Origin of the sequence: Pseudomonas parafulva NBRC 16636 = DSM 17004 (assembly GCF_000730645.1) — a bacterium.
Lineage (GTDB): Bacteria > Pseudomonadota > Gammaproteobacteria > Pseudomonadales > Pseudomonadaceae > Aquipseudomonas > Aquipseudomonas parafulva.
This window is the reverse complement of the sequence record NZ_BBIU01000011.1, coordinates 163,318-183,782: the sequence shown is the minus strand read 5'-3', so window position 1 is coordinate 183,782 and position 20,465 is coordinate 163,318. Positions and strand designations below refer to the sequence as shown.

Sequence of the window (20,465 nt, the reverse complement as noted above, 5' to 3'; positions counted from 1 at the left end):
GGATCGTCAGGCTGACAATTGTCATTGCCATAAGCGTTGTAAGTAACAATCGTCTGGCTTTCTGAGGCAGCGTTGACCGTTGAGCCCTGTACGTCGGTAGCCAAGATGAGCGCTTGCGAAGTTGAACTGGTCATTTCGCACAGATTTCGGTGGTTGGCACTTAGCATTGTGTGGTGGAGAGGGCTCGAGTATAAACTCGAGAGCTTATTGCCCTTGTAAAAAAGCCTGATTTTTTGCGACGGTATGGTGACGGTGCTCATATCGTGGCCTAGATATGATATTGACAAGAAACCACCTTGTCGGGTACTGGCAGAAGTGATGAGTAGGCGAACGCCTTAGCGGCCTGACCCGTATCGGGGAGAGGGGCTCTCTACAACGGGTGCGCATAGATGATGGCAACTGCTCTCTTAGGGCTGAAATGCCCGCAAGAACACGCCGACGACCTCGCGCACATGCGCTTCGGCCGCGTCGCTCTGCAGTGGCCCTGCGCACCCTAGCAGCAACCGATAATCTGGTGCCCCCTTGACCAGGCAGAAGAAATGCTCCGCCGCCCGCAGCGGGTTGTCGATGCGCAGCAGCCCGCGCTCATGGGCTCCTCGCAACAGCGCTTCCATCCCGGCCAGCACGCGCTTGGGCCCTGCTTCGTAGAAGTATTGGCCAAAGCTTGGGTCCAGGCTGCCTTGGGCCACAATCAGGCGGCTGAGTTTGACCGCTTCGTCGCTGCTGATCAGCGCCTGGAAGCCGCGGCCGATCGTCAATAGCACATCCTCAACCGACGCGCCCTCGGGGTAATCGAACAACTGGTCGGGCAGCTGTACCTGGCAGGTAGCCATGACGGCGGACGTGAACAAGGTCTGCTTGTCGGTGAAATGGCTATAGACGGTAAGCTTCGAAACGCCTGCTGCCGCAGCCACCGCATCCATGCTGGTGCTGGCGTAACCAAGGCTGAGGAACAGCGCCTTGGCCGCCTCGAGGATCGCCTCGCGCTTGGCCAGGTCCTTGGGGCGACCTGGGCCGGTGGGTGCGTCATTGGACATGGTGGTCTGCATCTGCTGAAAAGTTGCCTATCTTAATACGCCTGAGGGGCCGACAGCCTACACATCCCATTTCTTCATCGCCGTCGCTCACCAACGGCATTGGCTCGCTTTGGAGGTCATTGAGCAAGGCCAAGTGTAGCGTGTGGGTTCCACGAATTGCTCGGACTTGCGTCCAAAAAGACGGTCACGCAATAGCGTGATCTGTTCTGTCAGGTCGACGATGTGAGTCTGATAAGCCTGAAGGGTTTCCTCCTAACGATTGAGGGCCTCAAGCAACAGCTGCTTGAACAAAACAGGAACATCAGGAAGGTCATCGGGCAGAGCAATCATGGCCCGGATTATACCGGGTCATGCCACGTAGCGCGGCGTCAATACCTGATGAGGACGATTACGCCAGAGCTCAAAACCGTCGAGCAACCCGTTGAGTTCCTGGACCGTCAGAATGATCGCCTCGTGGGTGGCATCTGGCGATATTTCGAAGCGGTTGGACGTCAGGCGCTTGAGCTAAATAGAGGATCTTCATGCGGTTGCCCGGATCGTTGAGGCACACGAAAAGCACGGGGTCGAATACCGCCACCTTTTATATCCAGCTCGACCAAAGCGGTGAGGCCACCGATGGATGTTCCGAAGTCGATAGGTTTAGGGGAAGTGCACCCCATGGTCGCCTCTTCGCCGTTGTACGGGATTGCGGCGGTCCTGGATCAGGTTCTCGGGCACCCACATCGCAGTAGGCAAATCGGGCGCGTAGTCTGCTCAACGCTCGGCAGAGTGCAGCAGCTCTCCAATGCGCCGACGTGTAAGCGCACGCACTAGCAGTTATCGGCAGTCAGCGAATGGCTGAGCAATGGCTCGGACCGTCGCTGTTGAAGATAATGGCGGCTGAGCGCGAATCAGCTCTGCGTATGATTGGCCCTCTGAAACCTGCCGATAATCTATGCTATACCTCATGCCGAGGTGACCTCATGATAGTTGGTGAGGGGATTGTGCGAGGGGTTGAAGTTGCTCGTAATCAACGAGTAAAGTTTGTCCGTGCCGAGTAAGTTGAACCGATGTTTTAGCGCTTGACGGTTCGGCGCTTAACGCTTTTCAAGCACATAACCTACGCCTCGAAGCGTGTGTATCAGTTTGGTTTCAAAAGGGTCATCTATCTTCGCTCTCAGTCTTCGAATCGATACTTCTACAACGTTGGTGTCACAGTCAAAATTCATATCCCAGACCTGAGAGATAATCTGCGTGCGGCTGAGCACCACACCGGTGTTGCGCATCAGGTAGTGCAACAATGCGAATTCTTTTGTCGTCAGATCAATTCGCTGGCCATCCCTGAAGGCCCTGTGCCGGCTCTGATCAAGTTCCAAGTCAGCAACGCGAATCGTCTCTACGGATGCGGCGTGATCAGACCTACGCATCAAGGCGCGAACCCGAGCCAGTAGCTCAGGAAACTCAAATGGTTTGATCAGGTAGTCATCTGCACCGTTTTCCAGACCACGGACCTTGTCCGCTAGCCGGCTTCTCGCCGTGAGCATCATGATTCGCGAAGCGCACTGCTTACGTCGCAACAGTTCCAGTACCTGCCACCCATCCATTTCAGGTAGGTTTATGTCGAGGATAATCAACTCGTATTCGTGCTGCTTGGCCAAGAATAATCCATCTGACCCGGTGTGGACGCAATCTACTACGTATCCGCATTCTGTAAGGCCTTGACGCACATACTCCGCAGTTTTCAATTCATCCTCAATTACCAGAATTCGCATGGAATGTTGTCTCGATATCACTGAGCAATTAACCGCGCACGTGTGCCGGCATTATAGAAATGGATGGTAAATCAAAATCACTGTGCGGGGGTTCAAATGACGGATTTGTAATGTCTAGGTAATACAGTTGATAGCCTGGCGGTATATCTTGTCGCGATTCGGGTTTGACAGGCGCGGGCCCTCTCCCCAGTAGGCGATTTGACCTCATGAAGTATCAGGTTATTGTCTTCCTTGTACTGGCTTCGTTTCGCTCCGATGACGGCGAGGTGGCTCACATTAAGGAGACGGGCCACGGGTGTCATCATGAATTTCATCGGCATGTGATGCTTAAAATCGAACGCTTACTTGAAGGTTAGGCAAAAAAAAGGCGCCCAATGGGCGCCAAATATCCACCTTTACCAAAGGAGCACTTAAGCCACTCAAGGTGAATGTGTAATGCTCGCTTTACTAATGGGACCCGACGTCGAAGCACGGTTCCGTTCAGTGAATCACAGAATCGAAAGCGGGTACTCAATAATGATGCGCGTTTCATCCAAGTCCGATTCAAATGCAGTAGCTCGTGTGGTTGCCTGGCGCAACCGGAAGGACAGGTCTTTTGCCGGACCGGTTTGCACAACGTATTTTACTTCGACGTCACGCTCCCAGCGTTTCTGATTGTCGAGCGGGTTGCCGTTATCGTCAGTGCGCATGTAGAACTGGTTAGCGTTCGAGTAATCTGCGCCCGAACCTCTGGCGTAGCGAGTCATGAACGTCAGGCCTGGAATACCGTAGCTGGTAAAGTTCAGGTCATAGCGCAGCATCCAGGAACGCTCTTTCGGCGAGTTGAAGTCGCTGTACTGGATGGAGTTGTCGACGAAGATCGAGTCCGACTGACGCAGGTAGTCGAAGTCGTCGTCTCCGTTGTTGCGCTGGTGCGACAGGGCCAGGGTGTGAGCTCCATAGCGTACGCCAACCTTCGCACTCCAGATATTGTTGTCGAATTCACCCAGCCGTCGCTTACCTTCGTCGACCGCTTTGTAATAGTTGAAGCCACCGATCAGCGCCACGTCATCGCTCAAGGCGTAGGCGAAGTTGGTACCGGTGTAGTACTGGTTCCAGACGTCCTTCAACTGGCTCGCGTATACGCTAACGGTCCAATTATCGTTGACCGTGTAGTCACCACCACCGTAGCCGATCCATGGCGAATTGACCGGGCCGCCGTAAAACGTAACAAAGTTGTCGTTCAGGTTGCTAGAGACTGGTTGGCTCATGGCGTGCAACCGACCACCTTGTAGAGTAAGGCCCTGGATGCTTGTGTTCTCTACCGTCACGCCGCGGAAGCTCTCAGGCAGCAGGCGCGAGTCACCGGATGCAACGACCGGGGTTGATGGGAATACATCACCCACTTTCACGACGGTGTCGAAAAAACGGACTTTGGCTGCGCCACCGATCTTGGTGTATTCGTCGCGAGCTTCGCCCTTGTTGTTAACGGGCAGTACGTCAAATGAGCTACGGCCGCCGTTACGCCCATCACCCGTGTCGAGCTTAAGGCCGATCATGGCAAAGGCATCAACGCCAAAGCCGACAGTACCCTGGGTGAACCCAGAGTTGAATTTGCTGATGATCGCGTGCGCCCAAGCCTCGGAGTAGCCGTTGGTATTGCCCTTGCCACTGTTGTAAGTGGGGGCGGTGCTGTCGCGATTATCACGGTTGAAGTAGACGTTACGGTTCAGCACCGTAAGGCTGCTGCCTTCAATGAAGCCTTCAGGCTTATCTTCAGCGTGTGCCGAAATCGCATAGCTTCCAGACAGCGCAGAAACTGCCGCCACATACAGTGGTACTTTGGTTTTCATCCGATGCTCCTTTGATTCACGGCAGTTTTTATTGTGTGTACCGATGCGGGTGTCGTTAATTGTTCTGACCCGGCGGCGCGCCTAGCGTAGCGCGAGCTCATATTTGCAGGCCGAAGATAACGGGAGGGTGATAGGACAATTACAATTTCGTCATCTACACGTTATGGCTACGCGTCGCCGTACGTATTTACGCTCTCCGTGATTACTAACGTGACTCTGGTGCTGCGCTGGACCTCCCACTATCTAAGGGCGTTCTTTACGAAATTGTAATTTTCCAGCCACCCCACTGATAGCTACCGCTCATTAGAGTGCCATCACCTAATCCAGTGGGGCTTGGCAGCTGTTTCGGCGTTCTCGCCAAGCGTTATCGAAGTTTGTGCACGAGGACCATCAAAGTGCCCCGGTATAACCGCAGTTTCTTATCCAAGACCTCCGTCTCGCCCTGGAAGATTGCTGCACGCTGTGCAGTCATCTCCGGTGTGATGGCACCTGCAGCTTTTGCCCAAAGCATCAGCTTGCCCCAGGCGCTTTCGACGGCCATGGATGCAAACCCTGATCTGGCTGCCGCCAGGCAAGAGATTGGCATCGCTGATGGTGCTCGCAAGCAGGCCGGGCTTATCCCAAACCCCACAATTTCGTACGACATGGAAGACACCCGTCGTAACACCAGCACGACGACCGTTTCGCTCAGTCAGACCCTGGAGCTGGGTGGCAAGCGGGGGGCTCGTGTTGATGTTGCCGCTTACGGACAGACCGCCGCACAGCTGGAGTTGGACCGGCGCGTGAACGGTCTGCGAGCAGACGTTGTGCAGGCCTTTTACGCCGCGTTGCGTGCCCAGACCGGCCTTGATCTGGCCGAGCAGTCTCTGGAGCTGACTGACCGCAGTCTTCGCATTGTCGATAGCCGTGTTCGCGCGGGTAAATCTTCCCCGGTGGAGGCCACTCGCGCCCAGGTGCAACTGGCCGAGGCCAAGCTGCAACTTCGACGCGCCGAAGCGGAGAAAGTAACCGCTTACCAACAGCTCGCACAAATAACGGGCAGCTCAGTCACCGTGTTTGATCGACTCGAATCGCCAACCCTGTCTCCGGGCTTGCCGCCTCGTACTGATGATCTACTGGCAAAGCTCGACCAGACAGCAGAAATGCGCCAGGCCGTGGTGCAGATCGACAAAAGTGATGCCTCGCTCGGTTCAGAGAAAGCTCAGCGTATTCCAAACCTCACTGTCAGCGTGGGTAGCCAATACGACCGCTCTGTACGTGAGCGAGTGAACACCGTGGGCCTATCCATGCCTTTACCGCTATTCGATCGCAACCAAGGCAACATCCTTTCCGCTTCTCGACGTGCTGATCAAGCCCGAGACCAGCGCAACGCTGTGGAGCTGCGCCTGCGCACCGAAACCCAAACCGCGTTGAATCAATGGTCCACCGCCATGCAGGAGGTCGAGTCCTACGACAAGACCATTCTGCCTTCAGCCCAGCAAGCCGTAGAGACCGCAACTCGCGGCTTCGAGATGGGCAAATTCGGCTTCATCGAAGTGCTGGATGCACAGCGCACCTTGATCGTCGCTCGTGGCCAATACCTCGAATCATTGGCAGCGGCGACCAATGCGCGTGCGCAAGTGGAAAGGGTTTATGGCGAAGTCGGCTCGACCGTCGACGTTCGCTGAACGGGCCAATCATTTTTTTCGGCACACCGCCCTGAACAAGCCGGTGCCTACGATCAGCAGGAGTAGCAATGGACAACAAACGCAACATGGCCCTCGCGGTAGCCGCGGTGGTAGCCCTCGGATTTGGCAGCCTTGCCTGGAACAACAGTTCTGAACAGCAGCCTGCCAGTACCGCAGAGCACGGCGCTAATGACGGCCATGGGGAAGAAGGCCACGACGAAGAGGGCGGCGAAGAAGAGGGCAAGCTGACGCTCAGCGCCGAACAAATCAAGGCAGCCGGAGTTACCCTGGAAGCTGCGGCGCCTCGTGACTTGGGTACAGTCGTGAGCTTCCCAGGCGAAATTCGCTTCGACGAAGACCGCACTGCCCATGTCGTTCCTCGCGTACCTGGCGTTGTTGAGACTGTCCAGGCCAATCTGGGCGAGACAGTCAAGAAGGGCCAGGTCCTCGCGGTGATCGCCAGCCAACAGATTTCTGACCTGCGCAGTGAGCAACAGGCTGCACAGCGTCGACTAGAACTGGCACGCGTGACTTTTGATCGTGAGAAACAACTGTGGCAGGACAAGGTCTCCGCAGAGCAAGACTACCTCCAGGCCCGTCAAGCGCTTCAAGAAGCTGAAATCTCCCTGGCCAACGCCAAACAGAAGGTGGGCGCCATCGGCGCTTCGGTCAACTCCGTCGGCGGTAATCGATACGAGCTTCGGGCTCCCTTCGACGCCGTGGTAGTGGAGAAGCACCTGACCGTCGGTGAAGTTGTCAGCGAGGCAACCAACGCCTTCATCCTTTCCGACCTGAACCAAGTCTGGGCCACCTTCGCCGTGCCACCTACGGACTTGGGCAAGGTCATGACAGGTCGTGCGGTCAGAGTCTCTTCGCCTGACATGAACGTCGAGGTCGAAGGAAAGGTGGGGTATGTCGGTAGCCTGCTGGGTGAGCAGAACCGTGCAGCCACCGTCCGCGTCACCTTGACCAACCCCAACGGTGCCTGGCGTCCAGGCCTGTTCGTGAATATCGCGGTCACTTCCCAGACTGATCGAGTGGCCGTAGCCGTTCCGGAAGTTGCGATACAGACTGTTGAAGACAAACCATCGGTATTCGTGCGCACCTCTGAAGGCTTCGACACCCGGCCGGTAATACTGGGCCGCCGCGACAACGGCTACGTGGAAATCACCGACGGTATCAATGCCGGCGCCCAGGTAGCGACCAGTGGCAGCTTCACACTCAAGTCCGAGCTTGGCAAAGCTTCTGCCGAACACGGTCACTGATGCGAACTGACAGGATGATTTCTCATGTTTGAACGTATCATCAGATTCGCCATCGAGCAGCGCATCGTAGTAATGATCGCTGTTCTGATCATGGCGGGTATCGGTATCTACAGCTATCAAAAGCTGCCCATCGATGCGGTACCCGATATCACCAACGTCCAGGTGCAGATCAACACTGCAGCGCCTGGTTATTCGCCCTTGGAAACAGAACAACGGATCACGTTTCCAGTTGAAACGGCCATGGCCGGTCTGCCGGGCCTTCAGCAGACCCGTTCCCTGTCTCGCTCTGGCCTGTCTCAGGTCACCGTAATCTTCAAGGATGGCACTGACATCTTCTTTGCCCGTCAGTTGATCAACGAGCGGCTGCAGGTTGCGAAGGAACAGCTGCCAGAAGGCGTAGAGGCCGTCATGGGGCCGGTATCTACCGGCCTTGGCGAGATCTTCCTATGGACCGTTGAAGCCGAAGATGGCGCGGTCAAAGAGGACGGTACGCCGTACACCCCGACCGACCTGCGGGTGATCCAGGACTGGATCATCAAGCCTCAGCTGCGCAACGTGCCGGGTGTTGCCGAGATCAATACCATCGGCGGCTATGCCAAGCAGTTTCTGGTAGCGCCGGATCCAAAGCGCCTGGCTACCTACAAGCTGACCCTCAATGACCTGGTCGCAGCGTTGGAAAGTAACAACGCCAACGTCGGCGCCGGCTATATCGAGCGTAATGGGGAGCAGTTGCTCATCCGTGCGCCGGGTCAGGTAGGCAACATCGAAGACATCGCCAATATCGTGATCACCAGTGTGGAGGGTGCACCGATTCGCATCAGCAGCGTTGCTGACATCAGCATCGGCAAAGAGCTCCGTACAGGTGCGGCTACTGAGAACGGCCGCGAAGTCGTGCTCGGTACCGTGTTCATGTTGATTGGGGAAAACAGCCGTACGGTGTCTCAAGCTGTCGCCGCCAAACTGTCGGACATCAACCGTACCCTGCCAAAGGGCGTGGTGGCTGTGACCGTTTACGACCGTACCAACCTGGTTGAAAAAGCCATCGCGACGGTGAAGAAGAACTTGGTGGAAGGCGCGATCCTGGTAATCGCCATTCTGTTCCTGTTCCTCGGCAACATCCGTGCGGCACTGATCACCGCGATGGTGATTCCGCTGTCCATGCTGTTCACCTTCACAGGCATGTTCAACAACAAGGTCAGTGCCAACTTAATGAGTTTGGGGGCACTCGACTTCGGCATCATCGTCGACGGTGCTGTGGTTATTGTGGAAAACGCGATCCGTCGACTGGCTCATGCGCAGCATAAGCATGGCCGCATGCTCACCAAAACCGAACGCTTCCACGAAGTCTTCGCGGCGGCGCGAGAAGCCCGGCGGCCGCTGATCTTCGGCCAGCTGATCATCATGGTGGTATACCTGCCGATCTTCGCCCTCACCGGCGTCGAAGGCAAAATGTTCCACCCGATGGCTTTCACCGTTGTGATGGCGCTGCTGGGGGCAATGGTCCTGTCCGTTACCTTTGTTCCTGCAGCTATTGCCATGTTCGTCACTGGCAAGGTGAAGGAAGAGGAAGGCGTGGTCATGCGCACTGCTCGACTGCGCTATGAGCCGGTTCTCCAATGGGTGTTGGGACATCGGAGCATCGCTTTCTCGGCCGCAGTAGCCTTGGTCGTACTCAGCGGTGTGCTGGCAAGTCGTATGGGTAGCGAGTTCATCCCAAGTCTCAGTGAGGGTGACTTTGCGATGCAGGCCATGCGTGTGCCTGGAACGAGCCTCACTCAGTCCGTCGAGATGCAACAGCGTCTGGAGAAAGCGGTGATAGCGCAGGTGCCTGAAGTCGAGCGTATGTTCGCACGCTCGGGTACCGCGGAAATCGCATCTGACCCGATGCCACCGAACGCCTCCGACGCCTACATCATGCTCAAGCCTCAGGATCAGTGGCCTAACCCCAAAAAGCCTCGCGATGAGCTGATTGCTGAGGTGCAGAAGGCTGCAGCCGGTGTTCCAGGAAGCAACTATGAGTTGTCGCAGCCAATCCAACTGCGTTTCAACGAGCTGATTTCGGGCGTGCGTAGTGACGTCGCTGTGAAGGTCTTCGGCGATGACATGGACGTGCTCAACAACACCGCCAACAAGATCGCGGCAGCGCTCAATGCGGTACCGGGCTCCTCAGAAGTGAAAGTTGAACAGACATCCGGCCTGCCGGTGCTGACTATCAACATCGACCGCGAAAAAGCAGCACGCTACGGCCTGAATATCGCGGATGTTCAGAACTCGATCGCTATCGCCGTGGGTGGCCGTCAGGCCGGCACGCTGTATGAGGGCGACCGTCGGTTCGACCTGGTTGTACGCCTACCAGAGACCGTTCGCACCGACGTAGCGGGGATGTCCAGCTTGCTGATCCCGGTACCTGCCAATGCGGCTCAGGGTGCCAATCAGATCGGTTTTATCCCGCTGTCCCAGGTCGCTAACCTGGACCTGCAACTGGGCCCGAACCAAATCAGCCGCGAGAACGGCAAACGTCTGGTAATCGTCAGCGCCAACGTTCGGGGCCGCGACCTGGGGTCCTTCGTTGAGGAAGCGACCGCATCGCTGGACAAAAAGGTGCAAATCCCTGCGGGCTACTGGACGACTTGGGGTGGCCAGTTCGAGCAGCTGCAGTCGGCTGCCAAACGCCTGCAGATCGTTGTTCCAGTCGCCTTGCTGTTGGTCATGACCCTGTTGTTCCTGATGTTCAACAACCTGAAGGACGGCATGCTGGTCTTCACCGGTATTCCATTCGCACTCACCGGTGGTGTTGTGGCGTTGTGGCTGCGGGACATCCCACTGTCGATCTCGGCAGGTGTCGGCTTCATTGCACTGTCCGGCGTTGCGGTACTGAACGGCCTGGTGATGATTGCTTTCATCCGCGGGCTAAGGGAGGAGGGACGTACGCTCAGGCAGGCAGTCGATGAAGGCGCATTGACCCGTCTGCGACCTGTTTTGATGACAGCCTTGGTGGCGTCACTGGGCTTCATCCCGATGGCTTTGGCCACCGGTACCGGTGCAGAAGTTCAGCGGCCATTGGCGACGGTGGTGATCGGCGGGATCCTGTCCTCCACTGCACTGACCTTGCTGGTACTGCCTGCCCTTTATCACTGGGCACACCGCATGGATGAGGACGGCGACGAGGCCGAAGTGGTTAGCTAATAGCCACCGCTAAAGAGAAGTCCACAATACGTATTGTGGGCTTTTTTGTTTAAAGTAAAGTAGATGCACTTACCTTTCAAGATTGTAAGTTTCTCGTCATGCCGGTGATGCCTATGCATTGCTAAGATGACGCCCGAGAAGATCTGAAATTGAGAGGGGTTTATGAAAAAGCTAATGATCGCTGCTGCACTTGTTGTTTTCTCGGTGGCTTCGCAGGCCAACACGTTCTCCGAGAGCCAGCAGCTGCAATACACCAAGGAACACCAGGCCGCAGTGGCCAAGTACGCGGAGAAGAATGGCCAGCCAATGCCAGAGATACAGGATTACAAATATGGCATGAAGATAGACGTTGCTAATTTCGTACGTCAGTCGCAGGACCCGCGTACCTGCCAAGTCTACCCACGGTTGATGACATTCGAGGACTCCCAGGGCACGCTCAGGACTGTTCGTTACTCGATGTATTCACAGTGCATCAATAACAAGTAGTGACCGCAGTGAATAAAATAATTAGAGAATGCGCAAGTGCCAGGCAGTGCCTGGCATTTTTAGGGGTGCTTCTTTCAGAAGCATTGTTCGCTGAAGGTCAGCGAGGTCAAGTACAAACGAGCGTCGAGCAAGGTGCGGAACAACATCGATCAGAACAAGCCTCAGTCAGTTCCAATCGTATCCGGTGGGCCAGATGGCAAAGCATACTAAACGCTGCCCGTGGTTTGTAATCGAGAGCACCACCTTCTCTTCGAAACGGAGGGGGTGCCGACAGTGAGTTACATGACGACAGCGTTGGCCGAGCAGGCCATTGGCGTCTCATGCAGCGGTACAACTGGATAAGGCCGCATGAGCACAACGGCTTCGTACCGCCGGCGGTTGCGGAAGAAAAACTCAATTCTGTGTCCGGGAGTTGTTGACCACTACAGTCAATTTACAGGCACAAAAAAGCCAGGTTTTACCCTGGCTTTTTTGTCGATTGTTTTCGTCATTTGAAGTCCTGTTTAATCGCCAATTAATTATCGGCGTGTTCCTTACCCTCCTTGCTTGCTTTCTTTTGCTCGTGAGCGACGTGTTGTTTGTTCCGATCCGAAGCGTCATCGTTCCATAGGCGAGCTTGCTCAGCTCTGAAGTGCTCGTTGAACTGTTTCGCTCGCTCGAAGCCGCCTTCAGCGTAAGCGGTACCCATGAGACCCAGAAGCAGGCTAACAACAGCGATTGAGTTGACGAATTTCACTGTGAACTCCGGTTCATACTAGGCCTGCCTGATTAGGAGCCTTTGTGGGTTTGTAGTTTAGGAGCGCGAAGCTAACGACAAGGTGAGTCAATAATTACAATTCCGTAATCTTTACGGCAGGCAGAGTGCGTTAAATCGTCAAATCTGGAGGGTCATGTCTATCTCGGCACTGTCGAGGGCGACTAAGAATTTTCTCGTCAATTACAATTTTGATATCTATTGCGATAATTCAGCGCGGCGTTGTTGGCCGCCCTAGAAGATAGCCTTGAATGACATTGAGCCTGGGCAGTTGCCATTGGCGCTATCCGACGATGCACAGAAAAGCTCACCGCCCAGCTTGACGATCTCACCACCCAGACACGGGCAGGTAGCGCGGTGCTGGAAAAATCGAACGAGCTGGTGGAGCAGGTAGAAGCGGTTGGTCGACAGGTCCAAGAAGAGGTGCACAAGGCCGAGATAGCTTGGTCAAATGCAGAAAAGCTAGCCGTTCGGCCTTTAATTGCTGAGCTGACCACAGCAACCATAATGGCAAACGAGCAGAAGATCATAGAGTCGGTGATTGTGCGGTCGCCCATGGACCCGGTGGTCCTCCGGCACTGATGCATAAGGCAAACAAAAAGGCCCGTCGATTGACGGGCCTATTCATGACTGCGCGTTTTAAGCGGCGGCCATTGCCGGCTGCATGAGCTGGCCTGCGGGAAAGTGAAGATGGAACCAGGTGAAGTTTTCTTCGGTCACCTCCACGCTAGCCGAGCCCTGATGCAGGCTCATGATTGACTGCACGATGGCCAAACCCAGACCGGTACCGCCTTCACTCCGGGCTCGGCTTTTGTCGACACGGTAGAACCGCTCAAACAAGTGCGTGTGGTGTTGTTTGGCAATACCACGGCCGGGGTTGCCTACACTCAAGGTCGTACCGCTCGCACAATGTTGCACCTTCACGTAGACCGTGCGGCCGCGAGGGCAGTAGCGGATAGCGTTCGACACAAGGTTCGACACGGCCCGTTGAACCATCAGGCGGTTCCCACGCACCACATCATCACTGCCAAAGATCTGCAACTGGATCTCGCCTTCCTCTGCCGAAATGCTGAAGAGGTCGCACACACGCTGAACCTCGTCGACCAAGGACACGGGTTCAAACTCCACCATGGACGCCGGGTGACTGACCTGGGCCAAGAACAGCATGTCGGAAACCATGCGACTCATGCGGTCCAGCTCTTCTGTGCACGACTCCAAAACCTCACGGTACTCGGAAAGCGATCGTTCTCTTGTCAAGGCAACCTGGGCCTTGCCCATCAGGTTTGAGAGCGGTGCCCGAAGCTCGTGAGCAAGGTCGTCGGAAAACTGCGAGAGCTGCTGAACCCCATCATCCAGGCGAGCCAGCATGATGTTAATGCCGTCGGCGAGCATTTTGAGTTCTGCCGGCATCCCATCAGTTGGGAGACGATGGTCGAGGCTTTCGGTTGAGATTTTCGACGCGATCTTGAGGAACTTGGTCAGTGGCAGCAGGCCTCTGCGCACAGTCCACCAGCCTATGGCCAGGATCAGCGCGAGGATTACGGGAGACATCATCATGGCCCAAGTCAGCAATGCATCGAGCAGCGCCTCACTGGATGACTGGTCCATGGTCATGTAGACGCTGACCTCTGTTCCATCGCCCAAGCGCATGATCCGGGAAGCACTCAGCAGAGGACGGCCCTGCGTATCCCGCCATTCGTGCTCTTTGGGCTGGGCCTCCGGCTGAAACTTGTGTACCTCCAGATTGACCTGTCTCGAGCCAATCGAGAGCAGTGGAGTCTGACTGGGCGAGGTATCGAATATGCTCACATACAGGTTGTTGTGGCCCATGACCAAGTCGACAAGCTGATGCGCATCCGCGTTGACACCGGAGATATCCGTGAGGGTGGACAGGTTGTGAGCCATCCCCGCCATCTTTACTTCAAGATCCGCTCTGGCGTTTCTCTCCAGAGCCTCGCCTACCATCAGATAGCCGAAGGTGGCGAACAGTAGCAGCAACGCTGCACTCATCAACCCAACTTTTAATCCCAGCTTTGCAGCCAGGCTGAATGGCCTCATGCGCGTTCCTCAAAAACGTACCCAACGCCACGGAGCGTGTGAATGAGCTTGGTTTCAAACGGGTCATCGATCTTCGAGCGCAAGCGCCGGATGGCGACGTCGATGACATTGGTGTCGCAATCAAAATTCATGTCCCAGACCAACGAGATGATCTGAGAGCGAGTCAGCGCTTCGCCCGTTCGGCTCATGAGCAGGTGCAGGAGCGTAAACTCCTTGGTGGTCAGATCGATACGGGTGCCACTTCGGAAGACGCGATGGCGGACGGCATCGAGTTCGAGGTCGGCAATTTTCAGCGAGCTTTTCTCGACCAACTCATCCCCACGGCGCTGCAGCGAACGGATACGAGCAAGGAGCTCAGGAAATTCGAATGGCTTCACAAGGTAATCATCCGCGCCACCGTCCAACCCTTTGAGCTTGTCATTGATGCGACCTCGGGCGGTCAGCATGATGATGCGGACCCGGCTGGTTTTTCGGATGGTTTCCAGAAGGTCCCAACCGTCGATACCCGGCAGGTTCACGTCCAGCAGGACCAACGAATAGACATGAGTGTTGAACAAGTGCAGGGCACCCACACCGTTGTGCACGATATCTACGACGTACCCGCTTTCGGATAGGCCCTGCTGAAGATATTCGGCAGTTTTTACTTCGTCTTCCACAACTAGAACGCGCATAACTTATCTCAAGGTGTGAGGAAGGAGATGGCCTAATCCGCCAAGATTATGGTTGCAGGCTGTTCGAAAATTTGGCTGGGGGTATGGCATGGGGTAGTCGCTACCTCTGCCCATACGCCGGGTCACCTGAGGACGCTTGAATTTTAACGCGAAGACGCTGGCCGCGGCGAAATCCTACAAATTTGTAATGTAGCCGCAAGATTTCTGACAGTCATGCAGGCTCCACCTCTGAGCTTCGCGGATTCTGGGCCTGCGACGGTGTATGACAGCTTCGCCTGGCATGTTGAATCAGCCAGGGCAGGCAGTATTTCGGTCGTTAGGTTGTAGAGAAGGGTACCGACTCTGGATCGAGTGTGCCACTCAGGCAGTCCCCATGCATGGCAGAAACGGCTACGCCTTTCTGCGAATGAGTACGCGTGCCGGCTCAGTAGTCTCTCGAATAATTATCTTACCCTCTATTACATGTCCAAATTGTCATTGCGCGATCATCTTGATGTCAGCCTCCTTTGTTAGTTTAAGGCCAGCGGAAGAGGCCTCGCTGCTTTGGAAAGTGTCTCATTTCAAAGCAGCTTGGCAAGAGCGACGGGCAGTTGTTCGCGTCAGTGCATTCACCTGTAAACCCTACGCGCCTGTGGTAGGTGAATTTTAGCGCCTCTCTACGGGCGCTTTTTTATTAAGGGACTTCTTATGAATTCCTGACGTTGAGCGTCTGAAGCTGCGCAGTCGAGTGAATGAGCTTTTCACACGAGGTCGAGATGCACTCGGCAGCCGCAGCATCAAGTCAATGCTGCAAGATGAAGGTGAGAAAATCGGACGATTCTAGGTGCGCAGCCTGATGCGGGGCTGTCGCTGGTCAGCAAGCAGCAGGGTCGCACGCTTACAAGAAAGCGACGGTGGAGCGGCCGGGTATTCATGTGTTGAACCAAGCGTTTGATGTCGACGCGCCAAATCAGGTCTGGTGTGGCGACATCACCTGCATTTGGGCGCAGGGTAAAGGGCACTATCTGGCGGTGTCCTCGATCTTTATGCGCGGCGCGTGATGGGCTGGGCTTTGTCAGAAAGACCGGATGCAGATTTGGTTATCACTGGACGTGGCGTACGAACAACGTGGAAAGCCCCAAGGGGTGCTGTTTCACTCCGATCAGGGATCGCAATAGGGTAGCCGTCAGTTCCGCCAGCGGTTATGGCGCTACCGCATGCGCCAGGACAGGAGTCGCCGAGGCAACTGCTGGGATAATGCGCCGATGGAGCGGGTGTTTCGCAGCTTGAAAACAGAGTGGATACCGGTCACGGGCTACCTGACCGGACAGCACGCTCAGCGAGATATTAGCCTGTACCTGATGGATCATTACAACTGGGTAAGACCCCATCAGTTCAACGATGGGCTGGCTCCGGCCAACGCTGAGGAAAACTCAAAACTGTGTTCGGGATTAGTTGACCACTACAAGAACCAGACACGGCATGGGCCACAGGTGAAAAGCCACGGTTCAAAAACCCTCACTGCCTCTTTCCGGCGTGCACCGGCTGACTTAATATACTCACCAGTACAAATATCCAATACTGCACGCCGCGAAAGGATTCCAGATGCCGCGCCATGCCATGCCCGTTGCCTTGCTGCTGCTTGCCGCGTGCAGCCAGGAACCCGCACCGCCACCCGCAGTACGCCCGGCGCTGGTTACCCAGCCGCAGCCGGCTGAAGCGGCAGCCGACAGTTACCCTGGCGAAGTCAGGGCCCGGCTGGAGCCTGCGCTGGCTTTTCGCATCGGCGGCAAGGTCAACCGCCGGCTGGTGGAGGAGGGGCAGCGGGTCAAGGCCGACCAGCCGCTGGCCGAGCTGGACCCTCAAGACGTGCGCCTGCAACTGGAAGCCAACCGTGCCCAATTAGCCGGGGCCGAAGCCAACCTGGCGCTGGTGCGCACCGAGCGTGACCGTTACCAGAAATTGCTGGAACGGCAGATGATCAGCCATTCCCAATACGACAATGCTGAAAACCTCTACCGCGCCGGCCTTGCCCGCCTCAAGCAGGCCAAGGCCGAGGTGGATGTAGCCGGCAACCAGGCGGACTACGCCGTGCTGCGCGCCCCCCAGGCGGGGGTTGTGGCCAGGCGTCAGGTGGAAGTTGGCCAGGTGGTCGCCGCAGGCCAGACCATCTTCACCCTGGCCGCTGACGGTGAGCGTGAAGTGGCGATTGCCCTGCCTGAACAGCAGTTCGCCCGGCTGAAGGTGGGCCAGCCGGTCAGCGTGGAGCTGTGGTCGAACCCCGGCCAGCGCTTTGCTGGGCGCATCCGGGAGCTGTCGCCTTCGGCCGATGCCCGCTCGCGCACCTTCGCCGCGCGCATCGCGTTCACCTCCGCTGCTGTGCCCGCCGAACTGGGCCAGAGCGCCAGGGTGTTCATCGCCCATCCAGGGCAGGTGCCATTGTCGGTGCCGCTGTCGGCCGTTACCGCAGAAAACGGCCAGGCCTACGTCTGGCGGGTGAACAGCGAAAGCCGGCTGGAGCGCGCCGTGGTGCAGCTGGGGCCCTACGGGTCAGAAAGCGTGCCGGTGCTGGCGGGCCTTGCGGCGGGTGACTGGGTGGTGGCAGCGGGTGGTCATGTACTGCGCGAGGGCCAGCAGGTCCGCCCGGTGGACCGTAATAACCGGGTTGTGAACCTGACGGTCAAGGAGTAAGTCCCGATGGGGTTCAACCTGTCTGCCTGGGCGTTGCGCAACCGCCAGATCGTGCTGTTCCTGATGATTCTACTGGCCGCGATCGGCGCGCTGTCCTACACCAAACTGGGGCAAAGTGAAGATCCGCCCTTTACCTTCAAGGCCATGGTCATCCGTACCCTGTGGCCGGGCGCGACCGCCGAAGAAGTTTCGCGGCAAGTCACCGAGCGCATCGAGAAGAAGTTGATGGAAACCGGCGAGTACGAGCGGATCGTCTCGTTCTCGCGCCCCGGTGAGTCACAGGTCACTTTCATGGCGCGGGACTCACTGCATTCCAAGGACATCCCTGAGTTGTGGTACCAGATCCGCAAGAAGGTCGCGGACATTCGTCACACCCTGCCACCGGAAATCCAGGGGCCGTTTTTCAATGACGAGTTCGGTACCACCTTCGGCAATATCTACGCACTGACCGGTGAAGGGTTCGATTATGCGGTGCTCAAGGACTATGCCGACCGCATCCAGATTCAGCTGCAGCGGGTGAAGGATGTGGGCAAGGTCGAGCTGCTCGGCCTGCAGGACGAAAAGGTCTGGATCGAACTGTCCAACCTCAAGCTGGCCACGTTGGGGATACCCCTGCAGGCCGTGCAACAGGCCCTGCAGGAGCAAAACGCAGTCAGCACCGCAGGCTTCTTCGAAACGCCCAGTGAACGTCTGCAACTACGCGTAAGTGGGCGTTTTGACAGTGTCGAGCAGATCCGTCAGTTTCCCCTGCGCGTGGGTGACCGCACCCTGCGCATTGGCGATGTGGCCGAGGTGCAGCGTGGCTTCAACGACCCCCCCGCGCCGCGTATGCGCTTCATGGGTGAGGATGCCATTGGCCTGGCCGTGTCGATGAAGGACGGCGGCGACATCCTGGTGCTCGGCAAGGCCCTGGAAAGCGAGTTCGAGCGGCTGGCGCGCAGCCTGCCGGCGGGCATGGAGCTGCGCAAGGTTTCCGATCAGCCCGCGGCGGTGAAAGCCGGTGTAGGCGAATTCGTCCAGGTGCTGATCGAAGCATTGGTCATCGTGCTGCTGGTCAGCTTCTTCTCCCTGGGGCTGCGTACCGGGCTGGTGGTGGCCCTGGCCATCCCGCTGGTGCTGGCCATGACGTTCGCTGCCATGTACTACTTCGGCATCGGCCTGCACAAGATATCCCTGGGCGCGCTGGTGCTGGCGTTGGGGCTGCTGGTGGACGATGCGATCATTGCCGTGGAAATGATGGCGATCAAGATGGAGCAGGGCTACGACCGCCTCAAGGCCGCCAGCTATGCCTGGACCAGCACCGCGTTCCCGATGCTCACCGGCACACTGATCACGGCAGCGGGTTTTCTGCCCATTGCGACGGCCGCCTCCAGTACCGGCGAGTACACCCGTTCGATCTTCCAGGTGGTCACCATCGCCCTGCTGGCTTCGTGGGTAGCCGCCGTGGTGTTCGTACCGTATCTGGGGGAGCGCCTGCTGCCGGACCTGGCCAGGCAGCGTGAAGCGCGCCATGGCGAGGATGGTTTTGCGCCCGACCCCTACGCCACACCCTTCTATCGGCGTGTCAGGCGGGTGGTGGAGTGGTGCGTGCGCCGGCGCAAGACAGTGATCCTGCTGACCCTCGCCGCCTTTGCCGGAAGCATCCTGCTGTTCCGTTTCGTGCCGCAGCAGTTCTTCCCCGCATCGGGCCGCCCGGAACTGATGGTCGACCTGAAGCTGGCCGAAGGGGCGTCCCTGGCCAACACCGCCGAGAAGGTGAGGCAGCTCGAAGCGCTGCTGCGCCAGCAGCAGGGCATCGACAATTACGTGGCTTACGTGGGCACCGGCTCGCCGCGCTTCTACCTGCCGCTGGATCAGCAACTGCCGGCGCCGAGCTTTGCCCAGTTCGTGGTGCTGGCCGAATCCATGGAGGCCCGCGAGCGCCTGCGCAACTGGCTGATCGATACCGTGGACCAGCAGTTCCCGGACGTCCGCGCCCGGGTCACGCGCCTGGAAAACGGCCCGCCTGTGGGCTACCCGGTGCAGTTTCGGGTCACCGGCGAGCATATCGAGACCGCACGCGAGCTGGCACGGCAGGTGGCCGAGAAGGTGCGCGAAAACCCCCATGTGGTCAATGTGCACCTTGATTGGGAAGAGCCCAGCAAGGCGGTGTTCCTGGAGATTGACCAGGACCGCGCGCGGGCACTGGGCGTGAGCACTGCTCAGCTGTCGAGCTTCCTGCGAAGCTCGCTGACCGGTACCACGGTCAGCCAGTACCGCGAGGACAACGAACTGATCGAGATTCTGTTGCGCGGCACCGCGCAGGAGCGTGGCGAGCTGGGCAACCTGGCCAGCCTGGCCTTGCCCACTGAAAATGGCCACAGCGTGGCGCTGTCACAGGTGGCGACCCTGGCCTATGGCTTCGAGGAAGGCATCATCTGGCACCGCAACCGCTTGCCGACGGTCACCGTGCGTGCCGATATCTACGACAAGCAGCAACCCGCGACCCTGGTGAAGCAGATCGAGCCGACGTTGCAGGGCATCCGGGCCAGCTTGCCCGAGGGTTACCTGCTGGAGGTGGGCGGCACGGTCGAGGATGCCGAGCGTGGGCAGAAGTCGGTGAACGCGGGTATGCCGTTGTTCGTGGTGGTGGTGCTGAGCCTGTTGATGATCCAGCTGCGCAGTTTCTCGCGCACGGTCATGGTGTTTCTCACTGCGCCGCTTGGGTTGATCGGGGTAACCCTGTTCCTGCTGGTGTTCCGCCAGCCGTTCGGCTTCGTCGCCATGCTCGGCACCATTGCCCTGGCGGGGATGATCATGCGCAATTCGGTGATTCTGGTGGATCAGATAGAGCAGGACATCGCCGCCGGCCTTGGCCGTTGGCAAGCAATCATCGAGGCCACGGTGCGACGCTTCCGCCCCATTGTGCTGACTGCGCTGGCGGCCGTGTTGGCGATGATCCCGTTGTCGCGCAGTGTGTTCTACGGGCCGATGGCGGTGGCGATCATGGGGGGGCTGATCGTGGCTACCGCCTTGACCTTGCTGTTTCTGCCAGCGCTGTATGCGGCCTGGTTCAGGGTCAGGAAAAGCGACTAGGCTACATCGCTGC

Annotated in this window: 13 protein-coding genes and 2 pseudogenes; 8 read left to right on the top strand and 7 right to left on the bottom strand. The window is 57.4% G+C overall.

What is annotated here, in order from left to right; genetic code table 11:
* Positions 1-407: 407 nt before the first annotated feature.
* From PPA02S_RS09140 to PPA02S_RS09125, 4 genes and pseudogenes are all read right to left on the bottom strand, one after another.
* Complete coding sequence (locus tag PPA02S_RS09140; RefSeq protein ID WP_028634891.1) at positions 408-1,049, bottom strand: TetR/AcrR family transcriptional regulator C-terminal domain-containing protein; 642 nt, start codon at positions 1,047-1,049, stop codon at positions 408-410.
* Between the two features lie 55 nt (positions 1,050-1,104).
* Positions 1,105-1,367: pseudogene (locus PPA02S_RS22585) on the bottom strand (IS66 family transposase); the annotation flags it as partial.
* A gap of 746 nt (positions 1,368-2,113) precedes the next feature.
* Positions 2,114-2,788, bottom strand: coding sequence for a heavy metal response regulator transcription factor (locus tag PPA02S_RS09130; protein WP_028634892.1), 675 nt, complete (start codon positions 2,786-2,788; stop codon positions 2,114-2,116).
* A 488-nt stretch (positions 2,789-3,276) separates the two neighbouring features.
* Positions 3,277-4,620, bottom strand: a complete 1,344-nt coding sequence (locus PPA02S_RS09125; RefSeq protein WP_028634893.1) for an OprD family porin — start codon at positions 4,618-4,620, stop codon at positions 3,277-3,279.
* A gap of 395 nt (positions 4,621-5,015) precedes the next feature.
* Between PPA02S_RS09125 and PPA02S_RS09120 the strand changes: the two genes are divergently transcribed.
* The 4 genes from PPA02S_RS09120 to PPA02S_RS09105 all read left to right on the top strand — a co-directional run bounded on the left by PPA02S_RS09120 (position 5,016) and on the right by PPA02S_RS09105 (position 11,224).
* On the top strand, positions 5,016-6,287 hold the full coding sequence (locus PPA02S_RS09120; protein ID WP_028634894.1) for a TolC family protein: 1,272 nt from the start codon (positions 5,016-5,018) through the stop codon (positions 6,285-6,287).
* Positions 6,288-6,355: 68 nt separating this feature from the next.
* The gene (locus tag PPA02S_RS09115) at positions 6,356-7,552 is read left to right on the top strand and encodes an efflux RND transporter periplasmic adaptor subunit (protein WP_028634895.1); all 1,197 of its coding nucleotides are present in this window, start codon (positions 6,356-6,358) and stop codon (positions 7,550-7,552) included.
* A 24-nt stretch (positions 7,553-7,576) separates the two neighbouring features.
* Positions 7,577-10,738, top strand: a complete 3,162-nt coding sequence (locus PPA02S_RS09110; RefSeq protein ID WP_028634896.1) for a CusA/CzcA family heavy metal efflux RND transporter — start codon at positions 7,577-7,579, stop codon at positions 10,736-10,738.
* A gap of 162 nt (positions 10,739-10,900) precedes the next feature.
* Positions 10,901-11,224, top strand: coding sequence for a DUF2790 domain-containing protein (locus PPA02S_RS09105; RefSeq protein ID WP_028634897.1), 324 nt, complete (start codon positions 10,901-10,903; stop codon positions 11,222-11,224).
* 514 nt (positions 11,225-11,738) lie between these two features.
* On the opposite strand, the gene PPA02S_RS09100 is transcribed toward PPA02S_RS09105, so the two are convergent.
* A complete protein-coding gene (locus PPA02S_RS09100; RefSeq protein ID WP_028634898.1) occupies positions 11,739-11,960 on the bottom strand; it encodes a hypothetical protein in 222 nt (73 codons plus the stop codon).
* 375 nt (positions 11,961-12,335) lie between these two features.
* Here PPA02S_RS09100 and PPA02S_RS09095 point away from each other — a divergent pair, with 375 nt between their 5' ends.
* Complete coding sequence (locus PPA02S_RS09095) at positions 12,336-12,560, top strand: hypothetical protein (RefSeq protein WP_028634899.1); 225 nt, start codon at positions 12,336-12,338, stop codon at positions 12,558-12,560.
* A gap of 57 nt (positions 12,561-12,617) precedes the next feature.
* Here the strand turns inward: PPA02S_RS09095 and PPA02S_RS09090 are convergent, their stop codons facing one another.
* Complete coding sequence (locus tag PPA02S_RS09090) at positions 12,618-14,036, bottom strand: heavy metal sensor histidine kinase (RefSeq protein WP_028634900.1); 1,419 nt, start codon at positions 14,034-14,036, stop codon at positions 12,618-12,620.
* A complete protein-coding gene (locus PPA02S_RS09085) occupies positions 14,033-14,707 on the bottom strand; it encodes a heavy metal response regulator transcription factor (protein WP_028634901.1) in 675 nt (224 codons plus the stop codon). Before PPA02S_RS09085 ends, PPA02S_RS09090 begins: the two co-directional genes overlap by 4 nt.
* A gap of 694 nt (positions 14,708-15,401) precedes the next feature.
* Between PPA02S_RS09085 and PPA02S_RS09080 the strand changes: the two are divergent.
* The 3 genes and pseudogenes from PPA02S_RS09080 to PPA02S_RS09070 all read left to right on the top strand — a co-directional run.
* Positions 15,402-16,140 (top strand): annotated as a pseudogene (locus PPA02S_RS09080) (IS3 family transposase); the annotation flags it as partial.
* A 151-nt stretch (positions 16,141-16,291) separates the two neighbouring features.
* Positions 16,292-17,377 carry an efflux RND transporter periplasmic adaptor subunit gene (locus PPA02S_RS09075; RefSeq protein ID WP_028634902.1) on the top strand — a complete coding sequence of 362 codons (1,086 nt, stop codon included), beginning with the start codon at positions 16,292-16,294 and terminating at the stop codon, positions 17,375-17,377.
* A gap of 6 nt (positions 17,378-17,383) precedes the next feature.
* Positions 17,384-20,452 (top strand): efflux RND transporter permease subunit, encoded by a 3,069-nt coding sequence (locus PPA02S_RS09070; protein ID WP_028634903.1) that lies wholly within the window; start codon positions 17,384-17,386, stop codon positions 20,450-20,452.
* The last annotated feature ends 13 nt before the right edge of the window (positions 20,453-20,465 follow it).

Excerpts from the sequence above, each read along its gene's own strand:
- PPA02S_RS09140 (WP_028634891.1), bottom strand. The coding sequence starts at position 1,049 with ATGCAGACCACCATGTCCAATGACGCACCCACCGGCCCAGGTCGCCCC.
- PPA02S_RS09130 (WP_028634892.1), bottom strand. The coding sequence starts at position 2,788 with ATGCGAATTCTGGTAATTGAGGATGAATTGAAAACTGCGGAGTATGTG.
- PPA02S_RS09125 (WP_028634893.1), bottom strand. The coding sequence starts at position 4,620 with ATGAAAACCAAAGTACCACTGTATGTGGCGGCAGTTTCTGCGCTGTCT.
- PPA02S_RS09115 (WP_028634895.1), top strand. The coding sequence starts at position 6,356 with ATGGACAACAAACGCAACATGGCCCTCGCGGTAGCCGCGGTGGTAGCC.
- PPA02S_RS09110 (WP_028634896.1), top strand. The coding sequence starts at position 7,577 with ATGTTTGAACGTATCATCAGATTCGCCATCGAGCAGCGCATCGTAGTA.
- PPA02S_RS09105 (WP_028634897.1), top strand. The coding sequence starts at position 10,901 with ATGAAAAAGCTAATGATCGCTGCTGCACTTGTTGTTTTCTCGGTGGCT.
- PPA02S_RS09090 (WP_028634900.1), bottom strand. The coding sequence starts at position 14,036 with ATGAGGCCATTCAGCCTGGCTGCAAAGCTGGGATTAAAAGTTGGGTTG.
- PPA02S_RS09085 (WP_028634901.1), bottom strand. The coding sequence starts at position 14,707 with ATGCGCGTTCTAGTTGTGGAAGACGAAGTAAAAACTGCCGAATATCTT.
- PPA02S_RS09075 (WP_028634902.1), top strand. The coding sequence starts at position 16,292 with ATGCCGCGCCATGCCATGCCCGTTGCCTTGCTGCTGCTTGCCGCGTGC.
- PPA02S_RS09070 (WP_028634903.1), top strand. The coding sequence starts at position 17,384 with ATGGGGTTCAACCTGTCTGCCTGGGCGTTGCGCAACCGCCAGATCGTG.